Below are 22946 nucleotides of genomic sequence, written 5' to 3'. Positions count from 1 at the left end.
GGCTGATTAGCGCGTTGGCTCCAGAGCGGCCTTCGCCTGTCCGGGGAAGTCGCTGAAGATGCCATCGACGCCGGTTGCCGCGATGGCGCGGACCCAGGAGGCGAAGTCGCCGCGGCCCTGCGGATCGTCGGCGCGCTGATATTGGGGCGGCAGAAAGCTGTTTTCCATCCGCAGCGTCCAGACATGGACCTGCAACCCCGCATCATGGGCGCGGCCGACCAGCGCGGTCGGGCCTTCGGGCGCGATAATGAGCGCCGCCGACGGACCGACGCCGTCGGCATAGGTGGCGATGTCGGTCAGGCCCTGCACCGTCAGCATGTCAGCATAAGTCGTGCCGGGCAGGTCGGCCGGGCCACCCTCCGCATCGACCAGCTGAATGAGGCGCAGGCGCGAGGCGGCGCGCAGCGCTTTCAGATTGCTGACCTCGAACGACTGGATGAAAACCGGGTCGGCCTCTGTTTGATAGCCGTAGCGGCCGAGCAAATCGAGCAGCGCCGCCTGATGCGGCAGGCCAAGGCCCGCGAAATAGCTGGGATGCTTGGTTTCGGGATAGAGGCCAATGCGGCGGCCCGCCTCCGCCTCCTTGGCGCGGACCAGCTTCAATATCTCTTCGAAGGTAGGGATGGGATAAAGATCGTCGAAGCGCCGATTGGCCGAGCGGACATCGGGCAGCCGTTCGCGCGCGCGCAGGGTGCGCAGCTCGGCGAGGGTGAAATCCTCCGTGAACCAGCCGACCATGGCGACGCCGTCGATCGTCTTGGTCGTCTTGCGATCGGCAAATTCGGGATGATCCGCGACATCGGTGGTGCCGCTTATCTCATTTTCATGCCGGGCGACGAGGACGCCGTCCTTGGTCAGCACCAGGTCGGGCTCGATAAAGTCGGCCCCCTGGTCGATCGCGCGCTCATAGGCGGCGAGCGTATGTTCGGGCCGTTCGCCGCTGGCACCGCGATGGGCGATCAGGATCGGTTCGGCCTGAACCACAGAAAGGGGGATGAGCCTCATCAACAGGAACAGTGTGATGCGCGCCAGCCCCCGCCCGATCATGCCTTCACGCCCTGGAGCGCATTTTCATAGGTAGTCGCCTTGAATCCGATGATGGTTTCGCGGCCGGTGTCGAGGATCGGGCGCTTAATCATCGACGGGTTGGTGATCATCAGCAGGATCGCCTTGTCCGCGTCGATATGCGCCTTGTCGCCCGCATCCAGCGCCTTGAAGGTGGTGCCAGAGCGGTTGAGGATGGTTTCCCAGCCATGTTCCATCACCCATTCTTCCAGCTTCGCCTTGTCCACACCGGCGACCTTATAGTCGTGGAAGCTGTAGCTCACGCGCTCATTGTCCAGCCAGTTGCGGGCCTTCTTGATCGTGTCGCAATTTTTGATGCCATACATGGTAATCATGATGCCGTGCTCCTGTTACCCTTTGAAGGCGGTGACTTCGATTTCGATCTTCATGTCCGGCTTGACGAGGCCGGCGATGACGCAGCTGGCGGCGGGGCGGATGTCGCCGAACACGGGGCCGGCAATGTCGCCCATGACGTCCCAATAGGCGGCGTCGGTGATATAATAGGTCACGCGCACCACATCGGCGAAGGAAAAGCCGGCGTCGTCCAGCGCCTTGCCGATCACCTTGAGCGCGTTCCTGCCCTGCGCCACCACATCGTCCGGCATCGTCTTGGTTTCGGGATCGGTGCCGGTGGTGCCGGCGACGAAGCACCAGTCGCCCTGAACGACGGCACGCGAATAGCCGACCTGCGCCTCGAAGGGCGAGCCGGAGGAAATGAGCTGGCGGGGCATGAGGATTCCTGCTGCAGTGCGTAAGGATCAGAGCGGCCTTTGCCCCCTGCGCCTGTTGCTGTCCAGCAATTTCCCCCGGAACGGCGGGCGCGCCGGGCCGTTGGGGAGGGATCGGGCATCAGGCCCAAGGAGACATGCGATGGACCGCCCTACCCCCGACCACGAATATGACGAGAATAAGGAGCAGGCCGAAGCCGGCACCCAGGCACAGGATGTTGCGGACGATGCGCGGGCGCGCACCACCGACCTGTCGGAAGAGAGCGAGCATGGCGGGCGCACCAATCCGGCGCAGATCATCCCCGACGATGTGCCCGACCTGGTCGACAAGATGAACGAGATGAACCGGTCCGGCCGGATCGACATGGATGCCTATGCCGGCGAACCGCAGATGGACGATGAAGAGGAAGAGATGGGGCCGACCGAGGAGGACGAATAGCGCCCGTCAGGGCAAACGCTCGGCCATGGCGCGGGCGGGCACTTCGCCGATGATGCGGGCATAAGGGCTGGGCTGTACGCCGGCGTTGATCGATTTAGCGCCGTTTCGGATGGTCCGGCCCGGCATGGCAGCGCGCGGGCGTACGGCATCGATGTGCATCACATCAGATTGACGCCGGATCGGTGAAAAGCTGGATCGGCTTTAACGCCCTGTTTGCCGGACGCTCGCTAGAGCATAGGCATGGCGAGCGAATGGAACAGACGGCCGCGGCCGTCACGCAGAAATAAGGTGCAGCAGGCTTGGGTCGCGGAGGCGCAGCGCGCGGGTGCCGCACGCTTGCGTCCGGTACGGCAGCGGCGCAGCGGGATCACCGGACCGGCGCTTGTTTATATGTTGTGCCTAGGGCTGTTGCTCGGCTGGTATGGGCCAGGCTGGGTTGATCGCTTAGACCAAGCGCCCACCATGACCTCCGCTCCGGCGCTTTTGACCGACAGCCTGTCCGCCGATTTCACCTTCTGCCATAGCGGCGGCGGGACCAATTGCGTGGTCGATGGCGACACATTCTGGTTTCGCGGCGACAAATATCGAATCGCCGACATCGACACGCCCGAAACCCATGGGCCGCGCTGTGCGGCGGAAGGCGAGTTGGGCGCGCGGGCGACGCAGCGATTGCAGGCGCTGATGAACGACGGCGCCTTCTCGCTGGAAAGCGGCGATCGCGACATTGATCGCTATGGCCGGGCCTTGCGGATCGTAACGCGCGGAGGCCAGTCGATCGGCGACCAACTGGTCGCTGAAGGACTGGCCCGACGTTGGGATGGCGGTCGCCACCCCTGGTGCTAGGCGCTTAGCGGCAATTAACGCCGCCACGGTCGATTTCACGGCCCAGCAGCGCGCCGGCGCCGCCGCCGATCAGAGTGCCCAATATGTTGGACTGACCCTGGGCCAGTTGGTTGCCGAGCAGGCCGCCCAGCGCCGCGCCGACGATCAGGCCGGTGGTGCCATCCGAACGGCGGCAATAATAGCGATTGTCATTGCCGCGATAGATGCGGGTGCGGCGATCGACGCGGATCGGGGCATAGCCAGTGCGATAATAGCGGTCTGGCCGGTAGGAACGGCCATAGCGCGGATCGGGGCGGTTCCAGTCATAGCTGTACACCGGGCGGCCGGGACGGCGATAATCGTTGCGGCCATTGTCCACGCGGCGATCCTGGCGCAAGTCGTTGCGGTCCTGACGGACATCACGGCGCACGTCTCGACGGTCCTGACGGACGTCACGACGGACTTCGCGGCGATCTTGACGGACTTCGCGACGATCTTCACGCTGGTCCTGGCGATTGTCGCGGCGATCGTCACGCCGTTCGCGGTTATTCTGGCCCGGCTGAGCGAAAGCGGGGGTGGCGGCTATGCCGGTCAGGGTCATGGCGCCGAGCGACAGGGCGGCGATGGCCTGTTTGAACGAAAATGTCATGGGCGGGGGTCCTTCCCTCTTGGTATCGTGGCGGTAGAACACGCGAGAATAGGGGATGTTGCATGAACGGAACAAAACGCGCCGTTCAGTCGGCGGACAGGCGCGGCGGGTCTGGCGAGGCGAGTCCGGCGCATCGGCCTAAATGTCCGGAACTGAACGCCTATCGGCCCTGGCACATTCTTCGTCCGGCAACCTTACCTTTAGCGCAGCAGAGAACTGGCTGACGATGCGAAGAAACCGGGCGGACGATAACGCGAGGGTATAGAAAACAGCGCTCGATGCGGGCGGCCGGGTTTGTCGAGGCCGCTATGGGAATTAGAGCGCGTTGGCGAGGGCGGCCCGCTGTTCGTTGGTGAGGCCGTCGGCGGCGGCGTTGTCGCCCTGCGCGCCTTGGCTGTCGTCGCCAGCACCGACGAACTGGATCGCGGTCAGGATCACCAACACCGCCCAAAGCAGCGCGAACCAGCGGCTGGTGAAGATCGAGCGGAGGCGGACGCCGAAGAACATGGGGTGCAGGATAGAACCGCGGGGTTAAGGAAGCCTCACCCCGCTGATGCGGCTATGGCGGGATCGAGCCCCGGATCGGGCGCGGCGAACGTGACCGGGCTGGTCAGCACGACCCGGTCGAGCCGCGCGGCGCTCATGCAGCGATGACACCAGCTATGTTCGAAGGCGACCTCCAGCACCCAATGCTGCGCTGCCATGTCCCACGCCGCCCAGGCGTCCCGCGTGACATGGTCGCTGCCGCAGACATTGCAGATATAGGCGTGGTGGACGGGCGTGCGAGGGATAGGGGTTTGCTCGGTCATGATCCCGAGCATAAGGCGATTCGCGCCGTTTTGGGGGAAGATGGGTCCGTTATGGACGCGATGGCCATCCCATCGCATCCGATCGGATGCTGACCTTACGCAACCCGCCGCCTCGACAGCGCCAGACCAGCAAATGCAACGGATGATGCATAAGCGATTTTGGTAAAAAGATTTAGCAGCAGGCTATCGCCAAGCTGCCGATATCGCCTGGATATTGCGCCTACTGATTTGCGACCAGGGTCGCCCTTCTTCAGCAACGGCCGATCATGATCGCGCCCAGCACGACAGCCGCAGAGGAAGAGGGAGGTTTCCCCTCTTCCTCCATCATTCCTCACTCCGCAGCGATGCCCGCCGCCTTGAACATGTCCGGGTCGGCCTCATCCATGTTCGCTGCGTCGGTGCCCTTGACCTTCTGGCGGCGGTCGAAGGCGTCCCAGACGTCGTTCCACTGGCCCCGCGTCGCGCCCTTGGAATATTCGGTCGAGCGGGTTTCGAAGAAGTTGGCATGCTCGACGCCGTTCAGCATCGGGGCGAGCCAGGGGAGCGGGTGCTCTTCGATCATGTAGATCGGTTTCAGACCCAATTGCCCCAGGCGCCAGTCGGCGATGTAGCGGACATATTTCTTGATGTCCTTGGGCGTCATGCCGGGCACCGGCCCCATTTCGAAGACCAGGTCGACGAAGGCATCCTCGATGCGGACGGTCTTCTGGCACATGTCCATGATGTCGTCCTTGACCGCGGGGGTCAGGCAGTTGCGTTCCGCGCAGAAGGCGTGGAACAGCTTGATGATCCCTTCGCAATGGAGCGTTTCGTCGCGGATCGACCAAGTGACGATCTGGCCCATGCCCTTCATCTTGTTGAAGCGCGGGAAGTTCATCAGCATGGCGAAGCTGGCGAAGAGTTGCAGCCCTTCGGTAAAGCCGCCGAACATGGCGAGCGTGCGGGCGATATCCTCGTCCGTATCGACGCCGAACTGTTGCAGATAGTCGTGTTTGTCCTTCATCTCCTTATACTGCATGAAGGCGCTATATTCGCTTTCGGGCATGCCGATCGTGTCGAGCAGATGCGAGTAGGCGGCGATGTGGACGGTTTCCATGTTGCTGAACGCGGTCAGCATCATCTTGACCTCGGTCGGCTTGAACACGCGGCCATATTTTTCGTGGTAGCAATCCTGCACTTCCACGTCGGCCTGTGTGAAGAAGCGGAAAATCTGCGTCAGCAGGTTGCGCTCATGATCGGACAGCTTCTGCGCCCAATCGCGGCAATCCTCACCCAAGGGCACTTCCTCAGGCAGCCAGTGCAGCTGCTGCTGGCGCTTCCAATATTCATAGGCCCAGGGATATTCGAAGGGCTTGTACACCTTGGAGGCTTGGAGAAGAGGCATGGGACGAAACTCCGGGCGAAATCGTTACGAATGAAGGGTGGTTGCAACCTGGGCAAGGGCGGGACGTTGAAGCGTCGTTACCCCCCGCACAGGAGAAATATCATGGTCGACCTGACCAGCATCAAGGAACATGCCGAAGTGATCGGCGCCGATGGCGTGCATGTCGGCACCGTCGACCATATGGACGGTGACCGGATCAAGCTGACCAAGAAGGACAGCGGGGAAGGCAGCCATAAGGGGCATCATCATTATATCAGCCAGGGCCTGATCGCGGCGGTAGAGGATGACGGCACGGTGCGCCTGAGCGCCAATGCCGACGTCGCGGTGACGTTCGAAGAAGAAGAGTGAGCGCGCGGGCGCGGCGGCATAGGCCGTCGCGCCCGGCTCCCATGCCTTACTGGCAGGCAAGACACTCGTCATAGTCGGTGGTCTCGCCGATTTCGAACTTGGGGGCGTCGATCGTGTTGTCGGCCTCCACGCCGCCGGCGAAGCCCGCGCGCTGCACGCTCTTCGAGCGCAGATAGTAGAGCGACTTGATGCCCAGTTCCCAAGCGCGGAAGTGGAGCATGAGCAGATCCCATTTCTCCACGTCCGCCGGGATGAACAGGTTCAGCGACTGCGCCTGGTCGATATAGGGCGTGCGGTCGGCAGCCAGTTCGAGCAGCCAGCGCTGGTCGATTTCGAAGCTGGTCTTGAACGTGTCCTTTTCTTCCGGGCTCAGGAAGTCGAGATGCTGGACCGAGCCGCCCTTTTCCAGGATCGAGTTCCACACCGCGCTGCTGTCCTTCGCCTTGGCGACCAGTAGCTTTTCGAGGTACGGATTCTTGATCGAGAAGCTGCCCGACAGCGTCTTGTGGGTGTAGATGTTCGCCGGGATCGGCTCGATACAGGCCGACGTACCGCCGCAGATGATGCTGATCGACGCGGTCGGCGCGATCGCCATCTTGCAGGAAAAGCGCTCCATCACGCCCTGATCGGCCGCATCCGGGCACGGGCCGCGTTCCTGCGCCAGCATCATCGATGCTTCATTTACCTGCGCGTTGATATGCTTGAACATGCGCAGGTTCCACGATTTGGCCATCGCGCCTTCGAACGGGATGCCGCGTGCCTGAAGGAAGCTGTGGAAGCCCATGACGCCCAGGCCGACCGAGCGTTCGCGCATCGCGCTATATTTGGCGCGCGCCATTTCGGGCGGGGCGCGGTCGATATAGTCCTGAAGCACATTGTCGAGGAAACGCATGATATCCTCGGCAAACAGCTTTTCGTCCTTCCATTCGTCCCAGGTTTCCAGGTTCATGGAGGAGAGGCAGCAGACCGCGGTACGATCATTACCCAGATGGTCACGGCCGGTCGGCAGCGTGATTTCCGAACAGAGGTTGGAGGTCGACACCTTCAGCCCCAGGTCGCGATGATGTTTGGGCATCATGCGGTTCACCGTGTCGTTGAACACGATATAGGGCTCACCAGTGGCCAGGCGCACTTCGACCAGTTTCTGGAACAGGGCGCGGGCATTGACCGTGCCGCGAATCGACTGGTCCTTGGGGCTGCGCAGGTGGAAGTCGCCGCCATCGCGCACGGCTTCCATAAACTCGTCGGTCAGTAGCACGCCATGATGCAGGTTCAGCGCCTTGCGGTTGAAGTCACCGCTGGTCTTGCGGATTTCCAGAAACTCCTCGATCTCCGGGTGGGAGACGTCGAGATAGACGGCGGCCGAACCACGACGCAGGCTACCCTGGCTGATCGCCAGCGTCAGCGAATCCATCACCCGGACGAAGGGGATGATGCCGCTGGTCTTGCCATTGAGGCCGACCGGTTCGCCGATGCCGCGGACATTGCCCCAATAGGTGCCGATGCCGCCGCCGCGCGAGGCGAGCCAGACATTTTCGTTCCAGGTGTTGACGATGCCTTCCAAGCTGTCGTCGACGCTGTTCAGATAGCAGCTGATCGGCAAGCCGCGGCCGGTGCCGCCGTTGGACAGGACCGGCGTCGCGGGCATGAACCAGAGGCGCGAGATATAGTCGTAGACGCGCTGAGCATGAGCGGCATCGTCCGAATAGGCCGCCGCCACGCGGGCGAAGAGATCCTGATAGGATTCGCCGGGCAGCAGATAGCGGTCGTTCAGCGTATCCTTGCCGAACTCCGTCAGCAGCGCGTCGCGCGACGGATCGGTCACGACGACGAAACGCCGCGCCTGCACGGTCGAGGAGGTCAGCACCTCCGGCTCCGCCCGCGTTTCCACGGGCGCGGCCTGGGCCTGCGCCTTCATATCGTCCAAAAGATCGTCCATCACAGTCGCCACGTCGCCAACACCTTGTCCACTATCTCGAAAATCCATGCGAGCCCCCGATGTTCCTGTTCCGTTCGATTCGGTCAAGCGGGTCGCGACAAGCCGCGCATCCTAGCATGAACCGTACCGCGCCGGGGACGGAAAAGGGCCCAACCGAGCGATCGCAGAGAGGAAAATCCCCCCGCGCCGGAAAATCCACCAGCGACGCAATCACAATCTGTTGGGTGACCCCCGTTAACCCGATACCATAGATAGTGCCATAGCCACTTGGCGGCGCAAGAGGGTAAATGACAATCGGAAGACTCGGTTCGTCGATGTTCGACGTCATTCTGCCACGGCGCGCGCGGGCGACGCACGGACTTGCCTTGCCCCCAAAAAAGGCAAGGGGGATGATGGGGGGCAAAAAATAAATTTCGCTTGTCAGCCATTTTTAGACGAAGGTCTAAAGGGTTGCGGGCGTCGGGTAATAGCACCGTTGGCCATGGTGCGGCCGCCATGCCCGGATACGGCCAGATGCGCAGATATTGCGGTTGTGCGGAGGATGCCCGATGATTCTCTATTACCACCCCCTCTCCTCCTATTGCTGGAAGGTGCTGATCGCCTTTTACGAGAATGGCGCGCCGTTCACGGCCCGGACGCTGGAGGATGCGGAGGTCGCGCGGGAATGGATGGACCTGTGGCCGATCGGCAAATTCCCGCTGCTGCGCGACCCGGCGCGCGACGCCACGGTCGGCGAGGCGAGCATCATCATCGAATATCTCGCCCAGCATGAAGCCGGCACCTTCCGCCCCATCCCCGCCGATCCCGACGCGGCGCTGGAGGTGCGGTTGATGGATCGGTTGTTCGACAATTATGTCATGGCGCCGATGCAGACGATCGTGGCCGACCGGCTGCGGCCGGAGGCGCAGCGCGACTCGCTGGGCGTGGCGCAGGCGCGCGACCTGCTGGCCAAGGCCTATGCGCTGATCGAGGCGCGGATGGCCGGACGGCGATGGGCGGCGGGCAAAGCCTTTACCCTGGCCGACTGCGCCGCCGCCCCGGCGATCTTCTACGCCGACAAGATCATACCGTTGAGCGCGGATTTCCCGCTGCTGGCGGCCTATCTGGCGCGGCTGGAGGCGCGCCCGAGCTTCGCCCGCGTGCTGGAGGAGAAACAACCCTGGTGGCACCTCTTCCCCTTTGCGGATGGCTGATGCTGGACTTGGGCGGGATTCCCCACTAGCCGCTGCCCCTGCATGGACCCGCTGTGCAGAGGCGGGCCGCAGAATGCAGATAAGGACCAGGGTAGATGACGCTCATCAAAACCGCCGACCTGATCGACAGCGTGGCCGACGCGCTCCAGTTCATCAGCTATTATCATCCGATGGATTATATCCGCGCGCTGGGCAAAGCCTATGACGCCGAAGCCAATCCGGCGGCCAAGGACGCCATCGCCCAGATCCTGACCAACAGCCGCATGTGCGCCGAAGGCCACCGGCCGATCTGCCAGGATACCGGCATCGTCAACGTCTTCGTCAAATGGGGCATGGACTGCCGGCTGGACGACAACAGCCGCTCCATGCAGGAAATCGTCGATGACGGCGTGCGCAAGGCCTATCTGAACCCGGAAAACCGCCTGCGCGCCTCCATCCTGCGCGATCCCGCCTTCGCGCGCCAGAATACCAAGGACAACACGCCCTGCGTGCTGAACGTCGAAATGGTGCCAGGCAACAAGGTCGTCATCGACGTCGCGGCCAAAGGCGGCGGGTCTGAGAACAAGACCAAGTTCAAGATGATGAACCCCAGCGATTCGATCGTCGATTGGGTGCTGGACATGATCCCGCAGATGGGCGCGGGCTGGTGCCCGCCCGGCATGTTGGGCATCGGCATCGGCGGCACCGCGGAAAAGGCGGTGGCGCTGGCCAAAGAAAGCCTGATGGAACCCATCGACATGGGCGAACTCAAGCTCCGCGGGCCGCAGAACAAGATCGAAGAGATGCGGATCGAGATTTTCGACAAGGTCAACGCGCTGGGTATCGGCGCGCAGGGCCTGGGCGGTCTCTCCACCATCCTCGACGTCAAGATTTACGACTATCCCTGCCATGCGGCGGGCAAGCCGGTGGCAATGATCCCTAATTGCGCCGCCACCCGCCACGCGCATTTCACGCTGGACGGGTCCGGCCCGGCCTATCTGGAGGCGCCCAAACTGTCGGAATGGCCCGACGTAAACTGGACGCCGAGCAAGGAAGCGATCAGCGTCGATCTGAACACGCTGACGCCAGAGATCGTGCAGAGCTGGAAGCATGGCGACCGGCTGCTGCTGAACGGCAAGATGCTGACCGGGCGCGACGCCGCGCACAAGCGGATCAAGGACATGCTGGCCAAGGGCGAGCCACTGCCGGTCGATTTCAAGGGCCGCGTGATCTATTATGTCGGCCCGGTCGATCCGGTCGGCGACGAAGTGGTCGGCCCGGCCGGTCCCACCACCGCGACCCGCATGGACAGCTTCATGGACATGATGCTGGAACAGGGCCTGCTCAGCTGCGTCGGCAAGGCCGAGCGCGGCGTGGCGGCGACCGCGGCGATCGCCAAGCACAAGAGCGCCTATCTGATGGCGGTCGGCGGCGCGGCCTATCTGGTCGCCCGCGCGATCAAGGGTGCCAAGGTCGTGGGCTTTGAGGATCTGGGCATGGAGGCGATCTACGAGTTCGATGTGCAGGACATGCCGGTGACTGTCGCGGTCGACAGCGAAGGGCGCAATGTCCATCACCTCGCCCCGCTGGTGTGGCAGGAGAAGATCAAGCGCGAGAAACTGCTCGAAGGCGCATGACCTTCATCACCCTTCCCCATCGCCAGATGGGGAGGGGTGGAAGAATCGCGTTAACCCCGATCAAGTCGCTGGCCGACATCGGAACTCGCCCCCTCACCCCGCATTGTCACCGGCATCCTCATACCGCCGGAGCATCGCCCATGTCCTTCACCCAACTCGATCCGCCCCTGCCTGTTCATGTAGAGGGCAAGGGGAAGGGCTATGCCCTGGCCGTCATCGATTATGGGCAGGAACATAATCTGATCTGGGTGACGGGCCTGAGCGAATCGGGCGAAATATGGTGCGCGCCCAATCCGCTGGTGCGGCTGGAGGCGAACTGGACCATGGGGCGAACGGGTTTCCCCCACACGCTGCCGCCCGGCACGAAGCCCAGTTGATCGCCACCTTTCCGATCGCCAGTAAAGCTGTCTGGTATCCGTCATACACCGCTGATATCGTCCCGATCCATGACAGGGGAAATCGAAGCAGCGGGTGACGCGGTCACTGGGGCCATGCTGGCGCGCGCAGCGGAGCCGGACCATGGCGAAGCGCATGACGTAGGCCATGGTGCCTGCCTCAATTGCGGGGCAGCGGTCGCCGGCAATTACTGCGCGCAATGCGGTCAGGCGGCGCATCTGCATCGCAGCTTCGGCGCGATCGGCCATGATCTGGCCCATGGCGTGCTGCATTTCGAGGGCAAGATCTGGACCACCCTGCCCGAACTGGCGCTGCGGCCGGGAAATCTGACGCGGCGCTATATCCAGGGCGAACGCGCGAAATTCGTGTCGCCCTTCGCCCTGTTCCTGTTTTCCGCCTTCCTGATGTACGCCATCTTCTCGCTCACCAGCCATGGCCCGGAAGCCAGCAAAATGGTGCAGATGGACAAGGGCGAGATCGCCGAGCTGAAGCAGGAGGAGGCCAGGGCCGACGCGCAGATCGCAAAGGTCGAGGCGAAGCTGGCCGCGCCCGGCCTGTCGGCGGCTCGCAAGGAGTCGCTGGCCCAAGACCTGGCCGAAGCGCGCGAGGAGCGTCAGGGGCTGACCATGGCGAGCGGCATCACCGATTCGCTGAAGGGCGAAGGCCTGAATGGCGGCGTGGCGCAGACCGTCGGCACCGCCATCAGCGCGGCGGCCAAGAACCCCGAATTTGCTTATTATAAGCTCAAGGCCAACGCCTATAAATTCTCCTGGGCGCTGATCCTGATTTCGCTGCCCTTTATCTGGCTGCTCTTCCCGTTCAGCCGCCGCTACAAAATGTACGATCATGCGATCTACATCACTTATTCGATCGCCTTCATGTCGCTGCTCTTTTCGCTGTCGATGGTCCTGACGATGGTCCATGTGACCAGCGGGCTGGTAACGCTGGCGCTGATGCTCTTCGCCATCTGGCACATGTATCGCCAGTTCAAGGATGCCTATGCCCTGTCGCGGATGGGCGCTGTGTGGCGGCTGCCCCTGCTTTACGGCTTCGCCTGCGTGTCGCTCTCGCTCTTCTTCACCTTCCTCGTGATGATGGCCTGATAATGATGGGATGACGGGCTGTGTTCGCCCTGTATAGGGCGGGCATGATCACATCCCCGATCTGGTTGCCCGCGACGCTGATCGCCGGGGCCGTGCAGGCCTGGCGCACCGCGATCCAGCGGCGCGTCAGCCACAGCCTGTCGATCAATGCGGCGGGGCTGGTCCGCTATCTCTATGGCATCCCCTTCACCCTGCTGCTGCTGTGCGGCTATGCCTTGCTCTTCCCCGCCCCGCTGCCCGCGATCAAGGCTGATTTCCTGCTCTTCTGCATCGGCGGCGGGCTGGCGCAGATCGTCGCCACCAATTTGCTGATCGCCGCGTTCAAGCATCGCAATTTCGTGGTCGGCACCGCTTATTCCAAAACCGAGGCGGTGCAGGGTGCCATCCTGTCTTTCCTGCTGCTGGGCGAACGGCTGCATCCGCTGGCCTGGGCCGGGATAGGCTGCGGCGTGATCGGCGTGATGCTGCTTTCCACCGGGGGCAAGCGCATGGGGCCGGGCGATTTCCTGCGCGCTCTGGGCCAACCGGCAGCAAAGGCCGGCATCGCGTCGGGGTTTTTCTTTGCGTTGACGGCAATCGGTATTCGCCGGGCGACGCAGGCGGTTGGCGGGGACGACCGCATCCTGGCCGCGCTGCTGGTGCTGGTCGCCACGGTGCTGGTCCAGACGCTGATGCAGGGCGCCTGGCTGATGGCGCGCGAGCCGGGCGAGATGCGGCGGGTGCTTGCAAGCTGGCGGGTGTCGGGACAGGTCGGATTGCTGTCCGCGCTGGGCAGCGCCTGCTGGTTCACGGGCTTTGCCACCGCGCCGGTGGCGCTGGTGCGGATCGTAGGCCAGGTCGAGGTCGCCTTCACCATGGCGTTCGGCCATTTCTACCTGAAGGAGCGGATGCGGCGGAGCGAGGCGGCCGGGCTGCTGCTGGTCGTCGCCGGCGTGGCGCTGGCATTGATAGGCGCGCTCTGAACGGCACGTCGCATCGCTAAGCTTTCCTTTACCATGGGCTGTTAGCCCTGCTTAAGTGGGAAAAGAAGCGCACTCCGAAAATGTCGCCCGAGCGGTGATGAAGGTCGCCAAATTGTCTGGCGACCTGGGCATCCGCACGCTTGATTTGCAGGCGGACATCAGCGAACTGGCCGACCGGGTGACGCATCAGGCGCGCACGATCGAGGCGATCAGCGGCGCGGCCGCGCAATTGTCGCGCGACGGCGACAGCGTGGCGATGGCCGGGCAGGAAGCACGCGCGCAGGCCGTGGCGGCCCGCGGCATCATCGACGATTCGGGCCGGCAGCTTTCGACAGCCAATCATAATTTCGTCGGCCTGATCGACCAGGTGAGCCTCATCCACGCGCGGCTGGACGGGTTTGGCGAAGCGCTCAAGACGGTGGCGCATGTCACCAGCGTCATCAGCGGCATCGCCAGCCAGACCAATCTCCTTGCACTCAACGCCACGATCGAGGCGGCGCGCGCGGGCGATGCCGGACGCGGCTTTGCCGTGGTCGCGTCGGAAGTGAAGAAGCTCGCGCAGGAAACGGCGGCCGCGACCCATACGATCGAACAATCGATCGCGGCGCTGACCGGCGAGGCGGGCGGGATGTTGGCCAGCATCACCCACGGCGCGCAGACCGCGCGCACCGCGCTCAACGACACCAAGAATATCGAAACGCTGGTCGATCGGCTGGGCACGCTGATGCAGGGCCTGTCAAACAACAGCGAGGCGGTGGCCGAGCGAATCGCGTCGATGGTGGGCTCCGCGGGCGAGATTCGCGGCGGGCTGGCCGCGCTCGCGAGCACATCGACCGACAATGCCGACGGGCTGCAACGCCTGTCCGGCCGGGTTTCCACCGCCAGCGACGACACCAATGAATTGCTGCAATATCTGGCCGAAAGCGGCGTCGATATTCCCGATTCGCCCTATATCCGCTTCAGCCTGGACAGCGCGCAGCAGGTCGGCCGCGCGATCGAGCGCGCGATCGACGCGGGCACGGTCAGCGAAGCGGCGATTTTCAGCGACTATTATGCGCCGGTCACCGGCACCAATCCGCCGCTCTTCACCCATCCGGTGCAGGATGCGATGCTGCCCGCTGCCCGCACCGCGCAGGAAAAGGCGCGCGGCTTCCCCGGCCTGTTCGGCATGACCTTCACCGATCGCAACGCCTATGGCGCGGTCGCCATGCCCGAACGCGCGCAGCAGCAGCGACCGGGGGATGACAGCTGGAACCTGGAATATGCGCGCCAGGGCGTGATCTTCGATTTTCCCGACACGCGCGAACAGGCCCGGACGACCAAGCCCTTCTGCATCAAGGCCTATCGCCGCCTGACCGCGCAGGGCGAGGTGATCCTGCTGAAACAGGTGATCGCGTCCATCCATGTGAAGGGCCGCCACTGGGGCATATTGCAGATGGCCTATCAGGATCAGAGCTGAATCGGCGAATTAAGGGTGTGTGGCCGGGTCAACGCGCGGGCGCCCCAACCGCGATGATCCCAATGAAACAGCCTAGTGGATTGATTTTGACATTTGCATCCCCCGGCGGTTGGGATGGGTCTGCAAATGTCAAAATCGTAAAATCCACTAGAATCAAAGATTTCTAGTGGTCCTTAGGTTTCCGACATTTGCGCCTGCCCTCGCCGATATGAGATGCAAATGTCGGAAACGGACCACTATGCCGGATCGGTCGGCGCAACGCGCAATGTGGCGGCGATCTGCGCTTCGGCCGTGGTCGCTTCGGTAATGAGCAGGCGTAACGCCTTGGCCGTATCTTCCAGAAGCCCGGCGCTGACAGGCCGCTCACCATTGAGAAAACGGCGGATGGCCCGCTCGTCTATGCCAAGCCGCCGGGAAAAAGCGGTGGTGCCACCAAAGAGTTGCACGCAATAAGCAAAATGCTCATGTCGCTCGTCGATTGACAATGACGCGGCCATTTTTTCTTCCTTTTCGTTCGCTGGCGGCGGTCATAGGCCATCTGGCGAATAAGGCGCAATCGACCTTTTGCGGACGATTATAGCCCCTCCCTTGAAGGAGAGGGGGAAAGAAACGCAGATAGTCCGCAGCCTGCCCATAGTCGACCTCAACCCTTGCCCCATCGTCGCCTTGCGCTATGTCGCTGAACGTCATCTTCAGGAGCAGTCATGGGTCGCCTTGTCAGCATCGTCCGCGGCGCAGGGATCGCGCTGCTGTTCGCCGTCATCGCCCTGTGCCTGGCGGTGACGATCGTTCCGCCGTTCCTCGACCGCCTCTATTATCAGGGACCGGTCAGCCGCCATTATGACGGCGCGCATTTTTTCAATCCCGATGGCGCGATCGACATACCCGCACCGCCCGGCACCAGCCGGCAGGGCTTTATCGCGCGCTGGCTGATCGGCCATGACGACCGGCCGGAATGGCCGCTGGGGATTGCGGTCAAGCCCGCCCGTCCTGCCCCCTTCGCCGCGCCGCGCGGCATGGTGGCGACTTGGGTCGGTCATGCGACCGTGCTGGTGCAGGCGGCGGGGTTGAACATCCTGACCGATCCGATCTGGTCGGACTATGCCAGCCCCCTGCCCCCCTTCGGACCGAAACGAGTCGCGCAGCCGGGCATCGCCTTCGACGATCTGCCGAAAATCGACCTGATCCTGCTGAGCCATAATCATTATGACCATATGGACCTGCCCACGCTGAAAAGATTGTGGGAGCGGGACCGACCCAAGATCGTCACCAGCCTGGGCAATGACACCATCCTGAAGGCGCACGGCATCCCGGCGACGGCGCTGGACTGGGGTCAGTCGGTCAGCGGCGCAGCGTTGAACGGGCTGGCGCCGCAAGCGGTGATCCAGTGCGGCAGTTACGAACATTGCCCCGATTATCAGGTGCATGTGACCCGCAACCATCATTGGGGCAGCCGCTGGGGCGCGGATCGCAACCGCGCCCTGTGGTCGAGTTTCGTGATCGAGACGCGGGCGGGCAATATCTTCTTTGCCGGCGATACCGGCGCGGGCGACATGGGATGGCCCACGCAAGCGCGGCGCTATGGCCCGATCCGGCTGGCGCTGATCCCGATCGGCGCGTTCCGCTTCTGGAAGGGGCAGATGCAGTCGGACGCGCATATCGGCCCGACTCAGGCCGTGGAGATATTCCAGCGGCTGGGCGCGTCCACCGCGATCCCGATCCACTGGGGCACGTTCCGCTTGTCCTACGAACAATGGGATACGCCGCCCCGGATGCTGGACTTGGCGCTACGCTGCGCGGGGATCGCGCGCAAGCACTTCGCCCCGCTGCGGATCGGCCAGTCGCTGCCGGTGCCCATAGTCAGCCCAGTGCCGATCGGGCCGAAGCGGTGCGACGAGCGGGCGATCCGGGCGCTGGAATAGGCGTCAGGGTTCGGCCGCCCGCCCGACGCGCGGTTCAGCCCGGCTTGGGGCAATCCCCGACCCGCTTGCCGGTGACGTCATGGGTCGTGCGCAGCACCGCGCTGCCACCCTGCATCTTGGTCATGGTGGCGCCCAGTGTCAGCGTGTCGGCGGTATAATTGCCCTCCACCACGATTTCCGACGTGCCGGTCCCGGCGGTGCAGGACAGGGTGGCGATCAGACGCCCCTTGCGCACCATCTTGTCTTTGTAGGTGCAGGCCGTGCCGTCCTTGCCCGCCAGCGCATCGGCGTCGGGCACGCCCTGCGCATCGACGGCGATGCACAATTTATCTTCGCCGATCTGCTTGAGCGCGGCCTGATATTCGGCCGGCGTGACGGTGGGAGTGTTGTAACCGGTCGTCTTGCGGATGATCGTCCATTCGCCCGCCTGCATCAGCACCGGCGCGTCCTCCGCCTGGGGTGCAGGGGCCGGATCGCCGCCACAGGCGCCAAGGCCAAGGGTCAACCCGAGCGGCACCGCCGCCAGCAGTTTCATGTGCATATCCTCGTCCCCTGTCTTGTCGCTGTTCTCTGATCGGAACGGCACCAAGGCTCTACCCGCCATCGCCAAAGCGCAAGCGGAAATGACGCATGCGCACGATTATCGGCGGCGGCGGGTGGGGGCTTGGAAATCGGGCGGCTGACGCCTCAGCCATGGCGCGGCGCAATTATTTGTCGGCCACGCACGTCGGCCCGATCCACTTGCCCTCCGACCGGGCGGTCATCGCCATGGTCATGCCCTGCGGGCCGCCCACCATCTTCATGTCCATGTCCATCGCGTAGTTTTCGGGCGCATAAGTACCGGACATGGTGGCGTTCATCGTGCCGCCCTGCGACTTGCACGACACCTGCCCCTTCACCGTGCCGCCCTTCGCCTCGAACCCGCCATAGGTGCAGTTCTTATTCTCCTGCCCCGCGAACATCTCGCCGCTCGGGTTCGCGGCCTGCTCGGGCGTGACGCAATATTTGAGCGCGGTCTGGTTCATCGCGCTCTTCATCTGCTCCTTCATGTTCGCGGGCGCGCCGGGCATGTTGCCAAGGTCCAGATCCTTGACGGTAAAGCGACCCTCCCACTGGCCGGGCTTGAGTTGCACCTTGTCGACCTGCGCCTTCACCTCTTGCTTACTCATGGCGTCGGTTGCGGCGATATTGCCCGTCTTGTCGCCGGGCTTTTCGCTGCAGGCAGCAAGGCCGATCGTCAAAACCGCGAGCGTCAAGACTGTCCGGCGCATGATCATTCCTTCCTGTTTTCCCTGCTGTTGCGGCGATCATAACAGCGCCGCGCGGGGGTTCAATGACAGGATGCACGGATTATATGTTCTTGATTTGTTCTTATTGAGCTGCTAGGGGACTTCATCGAACTTTGGGGGGAGTTTTGATGCAGCGGACTATATCGGGCGAACTGACGGCCTTCAGCCTGTATCTGCGGACCGGGCGCAGGATCGCCCCAACCGCAGTCGAGGTGAAATTCAACCCTTGGCATGACGAGGAGGACGGGCGCTTCACCTTTGCGGGACAAGGGCGTTATGTCCCCGCAGGCGGTGGCAGCAGCCCGGATAAGGCGAGGATGGCGCGTCCGCCCAAAGCGCCCGCTCCGCCCGGACGAAACGATGGATCGGGTGTGCCCGACCGCAACCGCACCCGCGCCGATCATCCCGACAATTACGCGCTGTACACCGTGCGGCCCGGGGGATTCCTTGTCTCGGATCGCTGCGCGACGCACAGGGGCTGAGCGCCCGCGATCTGGCGTGGCTCAACGGGCAGTCGGTCGGTCAGCCGCTCCAGATCGGCCAACAGATCAAGCTTCCGCACCAAGCCTATCTGGATGCGGGCCGCGCGGCGAAGAACAGGTTTCTGGCGCTCGACCATTATCTGGAGACGCATGACGGCAGATTGCCGCCGGACGTCGCCAATCCACCCACGCTGGTGAGCCAGATCCTCGACACAAACTGGCAGAGGGAGAGCAAGAATGGCTATGATTTCCATATCGACATCATTGCGCGTAACCGGCGCACATATGTCCAATTATCGCTGGCCGTTTCGCCTAAGCGATCGCGCCGCAATCAGGCGCAGGCAGGCAAGCCCAACAGGCGTGGCGGCGACGATGGTGGTCATTTCATCGCTGCTCGCTTCAATGGCCCCAGCGATCGCTTCAACCATTTCGCCCAGAATGCCAATTTCAACCGCGGCAGCTATCGCGCCATGGAAGATTCCTGGGCCAGGGAATTGCGCGCTGGACATAAGGTGTTCGTGGACATCGAGCCGCTCTATGAAGGAACTTCGCAGCGACCCTACCAGCTCAATGTCATCTGGGAAATCAACGGCAAAAAATTCAGAAAGAAATTCCCGAACGAAGCGAAAGGCGCCGAAGATGGCAAAAGATAAGTTCGACATTCTGGGGCCGCTTTACAACGAGATCGGCGTGGAGCTGGTCAATATCGTCGGCGGCGATCCCGATGGCATTTTCCTTTACGTTGAAGTTGGCGACCGATGGATCAGTCCCAATGTCTTCAAGGATGAAGGAAATCAAATCCGAAACCTCGACGGCAGCAGGCTTCTTTCCGATCTCCTTTGGGAAGCCTGGTATGCCGAGTCGGCGGAAGGCGGCATCAAGCGCTGGTCCATCCTGGAATATGAGATCAAGGATGGAAAGTTCGAGATCAACTACCGTTACCCTGACGAGGTGGACGTCGAAGTGATCGATGACGAACGCCGCCAGGCGGCATTACGCGCGCGTTTCGGAGACAAGCCGGTGGTCTATCCGCCCATGCCCAGGACCGCGTTCGAACTGAAGCCCTGATCCCGATTGCGCCTGCGCACAAAGGCCCCATATTCGCTTCATGTCGATTCAGATCCGCACCACGCTCGATGAACCGGAAACCGGGGAAGGCTTCGTGCCCCATCGCCCGGCCCGCCCCGAAAAGAGCGAGGGCGGTCGGCCCTTCACGCTGGTCAGCGACTATGAACCGTCTGGCGATCAGCGCACCGCAATCCCCGAACTGGTCGAACAGGCGCTGGCGGGCGAGCGGGACCAGGTGCTGCTGGGCGTGACCGGCTCCGGCAAGACCTTCACCATGGCCAAGGTGATCGAGGCGTTGCAGCGGCCCGCGCTGATCCTGGCGCCCAACAAGATTTTGGCGGCGCAGCTGTACGGGGAGTTCAAGAGCTTTTTCCCCGACAATGCGGTCGAATATTTCGTCAGCTATTATGATTATTACCAGCCCGAAGCCTATGTCGCGCGGTCGGATACCTATATCGAGAAGGAGTCCAGCGTAAACGAGAGCATCGACCGGATGCGCCATTCGGCGACCCGCGCGCTGCTGGAACGGGACGACTGCATCATCGTCGCGTCGGTATCCTGCCTCTATGGCATCGGGTCGGTCGAAACCTATTCGGCCATGACCTTCACAATGAAGAAGGGCGGGATCGAGGACCAGCGGGAGATTATCCGCAAGCTGGTCGCGCTCCAATATAAGCGCAACGACGTGGGTTTCGCGCGCGGCAATTTCCGCGTGAAGGGCGACAATCTGGAGATTTTCCCGTCTCATTATGAGGACACCGCCTGGCGCATCAGCTTCTTCGGCAACGAAATCGAGGAGATTGTCGAGTTCGACCCGCTGAGCGGCAAGAAGGTCGCGACCCTCGACTATGTGAAGGTCTTTCCTAACAGCCACCATGTCACCCCCGGCCCGACGCTCAAGCAGGCGATGGAGGCGATCCGTCACGAACTGACCGAGCGGCTGAAGGAATTGGTGGCGGAGGGTAAGCTGCTGGAGGCGCAGCGGCTGGAGCAGCGGACCAATTTCGACCTGGAGATGATCGCGGCCACCGGCAGCTGCGCGGGAATCGAGAATTACAGCCGCTTCCTGACCGGCCGCCTACCGGGCGAGCCGCCGCCGACCCTGTTTGAATATCTGCCTGAGAATGCGCTGTTGTTCGTGGACGAAAGCCACCAGACCGTGCCGCAGATCGGCGCGATGGCGCGTGGCGACCACCGGCGCAAGATCAATCTGGCCGAATATGGTTTCCGCCTGCCCAGCTGCATCGACAACCGCCCGCTGCGCTTCAACGAATGGGATGCGATGCGGCCGCAGACGGTCAGCGTCTCCGCCACGCCCGGTTCGTGGGAAATGGAGCAGACCGGCGGCGTGTTCAGCGAACAAGTGATCCGCCCCACCGGCCTCATCGACCCGCCGGTCGAAATCAAGCCGGTCGAGGACCAGGTCGACGACCTGATCAACGAATGTCGCAAGGTGGCGGCACAGGGCTATCGCACGCTCGTCACCACTCTGACCAAGCGAATGGCCGAAGACCTGACCGAGTTCATGCATGAGGCGGGAATCAAGGTCCGCTACATGCACAGCGATGTCGAGACGCTGGAGCGTATCGAGCTGATCCGCGATCTGCGGCTGGGCGTTTATGACGTGTTGATCGGCATCAACCTGCTGCGCGAGGGGCTGGATATCCCCGAATGCGGACTCGTCGCGATATTGGATGCGGACAAGGAGGGCTTTTTGCGCTCCGAAACCTCGCTGATCCAGACGATCGGCCGCGCGGCGCGCAACGTCGATGGCCGCGTCATCCTCTATGCCGACCGGGTGACCGGGTCGATGGAGCGCGCGCTCAACGAAACCGGGCGGCGCCGCGAGAAGCAGGAAGCCTACAACCTCGAACATGGCATCACCCCGACCACGATCAAGCGCAATATCGGCGACATCATCTCCCATGTGTCCAGCCGCGATCAGGTGACGGTGGACACCGGGGATGCGGACCGTCCCCACATGGTCGGCCACAATCTGCGCGCCTATATCGAGGATCTGGAAAAGAAGATGCGCGCGGCGGCCGCCGACCTGGAGTTCGAGGAAGCCGGCCGGATTCGCGACGAAATCCGCAAGCTGGAGGCGGAGGAGCTTGGGTTGCCGGTGGATCAGCAAGTCGCGGCCCCGCGCGGGCGCGCGACCGAGGGGAAGCCGGGAACACGGAAGATGCGATATGGGAAGACAATGCGGAAATTTGGAAAATAGCTTCCAAAATAGCTATTTTAGTGCTATTAGTGATTTCCCATTTGATGTGAGATCACGATGCATATTGACGTCAGCCTTGACGTTTTCAAAGCCCTTACCGATAGATTGCGTTATGAAGGGCATAGCTTTGACGACGTAATAAGAGAACTATTAGCGCTTGATTCGCCGATTGAAGCAGATCGCGATGCTGAAAGAGGCATCGAAGATGGTGAACCGCTCAACGATGTAAATCGCAGTTTCCGCAGGCTGATGGGCGAATTTTACTCGCGTGGCCTGATCCTGCCCGACGGCACAGGGCTGCGCGCCCGTTATAAAGGGCAAGAGTTTCAGGCCAGAATAGAAGGCGGAAGATGGATTGACGAAAAGGGGCAAGAACATTCCAGCCCCTCCTCCGCAGCCCGCGCTATCACCGGCAACAACGTCAACGGTCTCCGCTTCTGGGAAGCTCGTCGCCCGGTCGATACATTTTGGCGCAAGCTGGATTCCATTACCGGACAAAGCTCGTGATCTGCTCCATCACTCCCGAAACCGAGATGACCGGGGCAAGACGGGGTATATCCTCTACGAGGCATCCATAATGGTCAAACCCACCAAACTGCTCGAACGCCTGCTGCAGGGCAATCGCTCTCTTACATTCCGTGATCTTGAGCGCCTGCTTCGCGCGCCTGGCTTCGAACTGGACCGTACAACCGGCAGCCATCGCCAATATGTGCATTCCAACGTCCCGCGATCTTTTCCCGTTCAGCCCGATGGCAAAGATGCCAAACGCTATCAAATCCGAGAATTGCTTGAACTGGTAGAAGCCTACGGCCTATATATCGAAGAATGAACGAGCCACATTATCACATCAATCTTTTTTGGTCCGCCGAAGACGAGTGCTGGATTGCGGACGCGCCAGACTTAAAACCCTGCTCGGCGCACGGGGATACACGAGCGCAAGCGCTCTCCAATATCAACGATGCAATTGAGGGCTGGTTGGCTGTCGCGCAAGATCGGGGTTTCCCTATCCCCGAAGCGCGCTATCGCCCGGCAATCTACGCCGCCTGATC

29 protein-coding genes are annotated in these 22946 nt (G+C 62.4%); 17 read left to right on the top strand and 12 right to left on the bottom strand.

What is annotated here, in order from left to right:
• Positions 1-6: 6 nt before the first annotated feature.
• The 3 genes from HHL08_RS10495 to HHL08_RS10485 are packed head-to-tail and all read right to left on the bottom strand — an operon-like array spanning position 7 to position 1796.
• Complete coding sequence (locus HHL08_RS10495; RefSeq protein WP_169572959.1) at positions 7-1047, bottom strand: glycerophosphodiester phosphodiesterase; 1041 nt, start codon at positions 1045-1047, stop codon at positions 7-9.
• Positions 1044-1400: an ArsC family reductase gene (locus HHL08_RS10490; protein ID WP_169572957.1), complete on the bottom strand. Its 357-nt coding sequence runs from the start codon at positions 1398-1400 to the stop codon at positions 1044-1046. The genes HHL08_RS10495 and HHL08_RS10490 overlap by 4 nt, the downstream gene beginning before the upstream one ends.
• A 15-nt stretch (positions 1401-1415) precedes the next feature.
• Positions 1416-1796: a RidA family protein gene (locus tag HHL08_RS10485; protein ID WP_169572955.1), complete on the bottom strand. Its 381-nt coding sequence runs from the start codon at positions 1794-1796 to the stop codon at positions 1416-1418.
• Between the two features lie 139 nt (positions 1797-1935).
• Here HHL08_RS10485 and HHL08_RS10480 point away from each other — a divergent pair, with 139 nt between their 5' ends.
• Positions 1936-2232: a hypothetical protein gene (locus tag HHL08_RS10480; protein WP_169572953.1), complete on the top strand. Its 297-nt coding sequence runs from the start codon at positions 1936-1938 to the stop codon at positions 2230-2232.
• Between the two features lie 6 nt (positions 2233-2238).
• Here the strand turns inward: HHL08_RS10480 and HHL08_RS10475 are convergent, their stop codons facing one another.
• On the bottom strand, positions 2239-2391 hold the full coding sequence (locus HHL08_RS10475) for a hypothetical protein (protein WP_169572951.1): 153 nt from the start codon (positions 2389-2391) through the stop codon (positions 2239-2241).
• A gap of 303 nt (positions 2392-2694) precedes the next feature.
• On the opposite strand from HHL08_RS10475, the gene HHL08_RS26275 reads away from it, so the two are divergent.
• On the top strand, positions 2695-3075 hold the full coding sequence (locus HHL08_RS26275; protein ID WP_408021769.1) for a thermonuclease family protein: 381 nt from the start codon (positions 2695-2697) through the stop codon (positions 3073-3075).
• A gap of 4 nt (positions 3076-3079) precedes the next feature.
• Here the strand turns inward: HHL08_RS26275 and HHL08_RS10465 are convergent, their stop codons facing one another.
• From HHL08_RS10465 to HHL08_RS10450, 4 genes are all read right to left on the bottom strand, one after another.
• Positions 3080-3703, bottom strand: a complete 624-nt coding sequence (locus HHL08_RS10465) for a glycine zipper 2TM domain-containing protein (protein ID WP_169572947.1) — start codon at positions 3701-3703, stop codon at positions 3080-3082.
• A gap of 315 nt (positions 3704-4018) precedes the next feature.
• Complete coding sequence (locus HHL08_RS10460) at positions 4019-4210, bottom strand: hypothetical protein (protein ID WP_169572945.1); 192 nt, start codon at positions 4208-4210, stop codon at positions 4019-4021.
• A gap of 35 nt (positions 4211-4245) precedes the next feature.
• Positions 4246-4512 (bottom strand): hypothetical protein, encoded by a 267-nt coding sequence (locus HHL08_RS10455; RefSeq protein ID WP_169572943.1) that lies wholly within the window; start codon positions 4510-4512, stop codon positions 4246-4248.
• Positions 4513-4843: 331 nt separating this feature from the next.
• The gene (locus HHL08_RS10450; protein WP_169572940.1) at positions 4844-5896 is read right to left on the bottom strand and encodes a ribonucleotide-diphosphate reductase subunit beta; all 1053 of its coding nucleotides are present in this window, start codon (positions 5894-5896) and stop codon (positions 4844-4846) included.
• 102 nt (positions 5897-5998) lie between these two features.
• Between HHL08_RS10450 and HHL08_RS10445 the strand changes: the two genes are divergently transcribed.
• Positions 5999-6244, top strand: a complete 246-nt coding sequence (locus HHL08_RS10445) for a DUF2171 domain-containing protein (protein ID WP_088184149.1) — start codon at positions 5999-6001, stop codon at positions 6242-6244.
• A 46-nt stretch (positions 6245-6290) separates the two neighbouring features.
• Here the strand turns inward: HHL08_RS10445 and HHL08_RS10440 are convergent, their stop codons facing one another.
• Positions 6291-8231: a ribonucleoside-diphosphate reductase subunit alpha gene (locus HHL08_RS10440; RefSeq protein ID WP_408021768.1), complete on the bottom strand. Its 1941-nt coding sequence runs from the start codon at positions 8229-8231 to the stop codon at positions 6291-6293.
• A gap of 500 nt (positions 8232-8731) precedes the next feature.
• On the opposite strand from HHL08_RS10440, the gene HHL08_RS10435 reads away from it, so the two are divergent.
• The 6 genes from HHL08_RS10435 (at position 8732) to HHL08_RS10410 (ending at position 14912) form a co-directional block, all read left to right on the top strand.
• A complete protein-coding gene (locus HHL08_RS10435) occupies positions 8732-9376 on the top strand; it encodes a glutathione S-transferase family protein (RefSeq protein WP_169572936.1) in 645 nt (214 codons plus the stop codon).
• Positions 9377-9471: 95 nt separating this feature from the next.
• Positions 9472-10992, top strand: coding sequence for a fumarate hydratase (locus HHL08_RS10430; RefSeq protein WP_169572934.1), 1521 nt, complete (start codon positions 9472-9474; stop codon positions 10990-10992).
• Positions 10993-11132: 140 nt separating this feature from the next.
• On the top strand, positions 11133-11369 hold the full coding sequence (locus HHL08_RS10425) for a hypothetical protein (protein WP_169572932.1): 237 nt from the start codon (positions 11133-11135) through the stop codon (positions 11367-11369).
• Between the two features lie 69 nt (positions 11370-11438).
• Positions 11439-12491, top strand: a complete 1053-nt coding sequence (locus tag HHL08_RS10420; protein ID WP_169572930.1) for a DUF3667 domain-containing protein — start codon at positions 11439-11441, stop codon at positions 12489-12491.
• Positions 12492-12535: 44 nt separating this feature from the next.
• Positions 12536-13453: a DMT family transporter gene (locus HHL08_RS10415; RefSeq protein WP_169572928.1), complete on the top strand. Its 918-nt coding sequence runs from the start codon at positions 12536-12538 to the stop codon at positions 13451-13453.
• Positions 13454-13550: 97 nt separating this feature from the next.
• A complete protein-coding gene (locus tag HHL08_RS10410) occupies positions 13551-14912 on the top strand; it encodes a methyl-accepting chemotaxis protein (protein WP_169572926.1) in 1362 nt (453 codons plus the stop codon).
• A gap of 236 nt (positions 14913-15148) precedes the next feature.
• Here HHL08_RS10410 and HHL08_RS10405 read toward each other — a convergent pair whose 3' ends face one another.
• On the bottom strand, positions 15149-15409 hold the full coding sequence (locus HHL08_RS10405; protein ID WP_169572924.1) for a helix-turn-helix domain-containing protein: 261 nt from the start codon (positions 15407-15409) through the stop codon (positions 15149-15151).
• Between the two features lie 207 nt (positions 15410-15616).
• Here HHL08_RS10405 and HHL08_RS10400 point away from each other — a divergent pair, with 207 nt between their 5' ends.
• A complete protein-coding gene (locus tag HHL08_RS10400) occupies positions 15617-16834 on the top strand; it encodes an MBL fold metallo-hydrolase (protein ID WP_169572922.1) in 1218 nt (405 codons plus the stop codon).
• A 34-nt stretch (positions 16835-16868) separates the two neighbouring features.
• Here the strand turns inward: HHL08_RS10400 and HHL08_RS10395 are convergent, their stop codons facing one another.
• Both HHL08_RS10395 and HHL08_RS10390 read right to left on the bottom strand, forming a co-directional pair.
• Complete coding sequence (locus HHL08_RS10395) at positions 16869-17369, bottom strand: DUF3617 domain-containing protein (protein ID WP_408021767.1); 501 nt, start codon at positions 17367-17369, stop codon at positions 16869-16871.
• Between the two features lie 172 nt (positions 17370-17541).
• Positions 17542-18105: a DUF3617 domain-containing protein gene (locus tag HHL08_RS10390; protein WP_169572918.1), complete on the bottom strand. Its 564-nt coding sequence runs from the start codon at positions 18103-18105 to the stop codon at positions 17542-17544.
• Positions 18106-18251: 146 nt separating this feature from the next.
• Here HHL08_RS10390 and HHL08_RS25320 point away from each other — a divergent pair, with 146 nt between their 5' ends.
• The 7 genes from HHL08_RS25320 (at position 18252) to HHL08_RS10355 (ending at position 22944) form a co-directional block, all read left to right on the top strand.
• Positions 18252-18605, top strand: a complete 354-nt coding sequence (locus HHL08_RS25320; RefSeq protein WP_206377814.1) for a hypothetical protein — start codon at positions 18252-18254, stop codon at positions 18603-18605.
• Between the two features lie 194 nt (positions 18606-18799).
• Entirely contained in the window at positions 18800-19258 is a 459-nt protein-coding gene (locus HHL08_RS10380) for a DNA/RNA non-specific endonuclease (RefSeq protein WP_328804639.1), read from the top strand.
• Positions 19245-19673 (top strand): hypothetical protein, encoded by a 429-nt coding sequence (locus HHL08_RS10375; protein WP_169573206.1) that lies wholly within the window; start codon positions 19245-19247, stop codon positions 19671-19673. The genes HHL08_RS10380 and HHL08_RS10375 overlap by 14 nt, the downstream gene beginning before the upstream one ends.
• 40 nt (positions 19674-19713) lie before the next feature.
• Entirely contained in the window at positions 19714-21897 is a 2184-nt protein-coding gene (uvrB, locus tag HHL08_RS10370; protein WP_169572916.1) for an excinuclease ABC subunit UvrB, read from the top strand.
• A 57-nt stretch (positions 21898-21954) separates the two neighbouring features.
• The gene (locus HHL08_RS10365; RefSeq protein ID WP_169572914.1) at positions 21955-22404 is read left to right on the top strand and encodes a DUF2924 domain-containing protein; all 450 of its coding nucleotides are present in this window, start codon (positions 21955-21957) and stop codon (positions 22402-22404) included.
• Positions 22405-22474: 70 nt separating this feature from the next.
• A complete protein-coding gene (locus tag HHL08_RS10360; RefSeq protein ID WP_169572912.1) occupies positions 22475-22726 on the top strand; it encodes a type II toxin-antitoxin system HicA family toxin in 252 nt (83 codons plus the stop codon).
• A complete protein-coding gene (locus HHL08_RS10355) occupies positions 22723-22944 on the top strand; it encodes a type II toxin-antitoxin system HicB family antitoxin (protein WP_169572910.1) in 222 nt (73 codons plus the stop codon). Before HHL08_RS10360 ends, HHL08_RS10355 begins: the two co-directional genes overlap by 4 nt.
• Positions 22945-22946 lie beyond the last annotated feature (2 nt).

Origin of the sequence: Sphingobium psychrophilum (assembly GCF_012927105.1) — a bacterium.
GTDB classification, from domain to species: domain Bacteria; phylum Pseudomonadota; class Alphaproteobacteria; order Sphingomonadales; family Sphingomonadaceae; genus Sphingobium; species Sphingobium psychrophilum.
The sequence above is the reverse complement of the archived record's forward strand: the minus strand, read 5'-3'. Positions and strand labels throughout refer to the sequence as shown.

Coding starts and splice junctions, on each gene's coding strand:
- HHL08_RS10485 (WP_169572955.1), bottom strand. CDS start 1,796: ATGCCCCGCCAGCTCATTTCCTCCGGCTCGCCCTTCGAGGCGCAGGTC.
- HHL08_RS10420 (WP_169572930.1), top strand. CDS start 11,439: ATGACAGGGGAAATCGAAGCAGCGGGTGACGCGGTCACTGGGGCCATG.
- HHL08_RS10360 (WP_169572912.1), top strand. CDS start 22,475: ATGGTCAAACCCACCAAACTGCTCGAACGCCTGCTGCAGGGCAATCGC.
- HHL08_RS10455 (WP_169572943.1), bottom strand. CDS start 4,512: ATGACCGAGCAAACCCCTATCCCTCGCACGCCCGTCCACCACGCCTAT.
- HHL08_RS26275 (WP_408021769.1), top strand. CDS start 2,695: ATGACCTCCGCTCCGGCGCTTTTGACCGACAGCCTGTCCGCCGATTTC.
- HHL08_RS10400 (WP_169572922.1), top strand. CDS start 15,617: ATGGGTCGCCTTGTCAGCATCGTCCGCGGCGCAGGGATCGCGCTGCTG.
- HHL08_RS10410 (WP_169572926.1), top strand. CDS start 13,551: ATGAAGGTCGCCAAATTGTCTGGCGACCTGGGCATCCGCACGCTTGAT.
- HHL08_RS10365 (WP_169572914.1), top strand. CDS start 21,955: ATGCATATTGACGTCAGCCTTGACGTTTTCAAAGCCCTTACCGATAGA.
- HHL08_RS10450 (WP_169572940.1), bottom strand. CDS start 5,896: ATGCCTCTTCTCCAAGCCTCCAAGGTGTACAAGCCCTTCGAATATCCC.
- HHL08_RS10445 (WP_088184149.1), top strand. CDS start 5,999: ATGGTCGACCTGACCAGCATCAAGGAACATGCCGAAGTGATCGGCGCC.
- HHL08_RS10435 (WP_169572936.1), top strand. CDS start 8,732: ATGATTCTCTATTACCACCCCCTCTCCTCCTATTGCTGGAAGGTGCTG.
- HHL08_RS10405 (WP_169572924.1), bottom strand. CDS start 15,409: ATGGCCGCGTCATTGTCAATCGACGAGCGACATGAGCATTTTGCTTAT.
- HHL08_RS10490 (WP_169572957.1), bottom strand. CDS start 1,400: ATGATTACCATGTATGGCATCAAAAATTGCGACACGATCAAGAAGGCC.
- HHL08_RS10495 (WP_169572959.1), bottom strand. CDS start 1,047: ATGATCGGGCGGGGGCTGGCGCGCATCACACTGTTCCTGTTGATGAGG.
- HHL08_RS10425 (WP_169572932.1), top strand. CDS start 11,133: ATGTCCTTCACCCAACTCGATCCGCCCCTGCCTGTTCATGTAGAGGGC.
- HHL08_RS10460 (WP_169572945.1), bottom strand. CDS start 4,210: ATGTTCTTCGGCGTCCGCCTCCGCTCGATCTTCACCAGCCGCTGGTTC.
- HHL08_RS10475 (WP_169572951.1), bottom strand. CDS start 2,391: ATGCACATCGATGCCGTACGCCCGCGCGCTGCCATGCCGGGCCGGACC.
- HHL08_RS10430 (WP_169572934.1), top strand. CDS start 9,472: ATGACGCTCATCAAAACCGCCGACCTGATCGACAGCGTGGCCGACGCG.
- HHL08_RS10355 (WP_169572910.1), top strand. CDS start 22,723: ATGAACGAGCCACATTATCACATCAATCTTTTTTGGTCCGCCGAAGAC.
- HHL08_RS25320 (WP_206377814.1), top strand. CDS start 18,252: ATGCAGCGGACTATATCGGGCGAACTGACGGCCTTCAGCCTGTATCTG.
- HHL08_RS10415 (WP_169572928.1), top strand. CDS start 12,536: ATGATCACATCCCCGATCTGGTTGCCCGCGACGCTGATCGCCGGGGCC.
- uvrB (WP_169572916.1), top strand. CDS start 19,714: ATGTCGATTCAGATCCGCACCACGCTCGATGAACCGGAAACCGGGGAA.
- HHL08_RS10465 (WP_169572947.1), bottom strand. CDS start 3,703: ATGACATTTTCGTTCAAACAGGCCATCGCCGCCCTGTCGCTCGGCGCC.
- HHL08_RS10395 (WP_408021767.1), bottom strand. CDS start 17,369: ATGAAACTGCTGGCGGCGGTGCCGCTCGGGTTGACCCTTGGCCTTGGC.
- HHL08_RS10480 (WP_169572953.1), top strand. CDS start 1,936: ATGGACCGCCCTACCCCCGACCACGAATATGACGAGAATAAGGAGCAG.
- HHL08_RS10390 (WP_169572918.1), bottom strand. CDS start 18,105: ATGCGCCGGACAGTCTTGACGCTCGCGGTTTTGACGATCGGCCTTGCT.
- HHL08_RS10440 (WP_408021768.1), bottom strand. CDS start 8,231: ATGGATTTTCGAGATAGTGGACAAGGTGTTGGCGACGTGGCGACTGTG.
- HHL08_RS10375 (WP_169573206.1), top strand. CDS start 19,245: ATGGCAAAAGATAAGTTCGACATTCTGGGGCCGCTTTACAACGAGATC.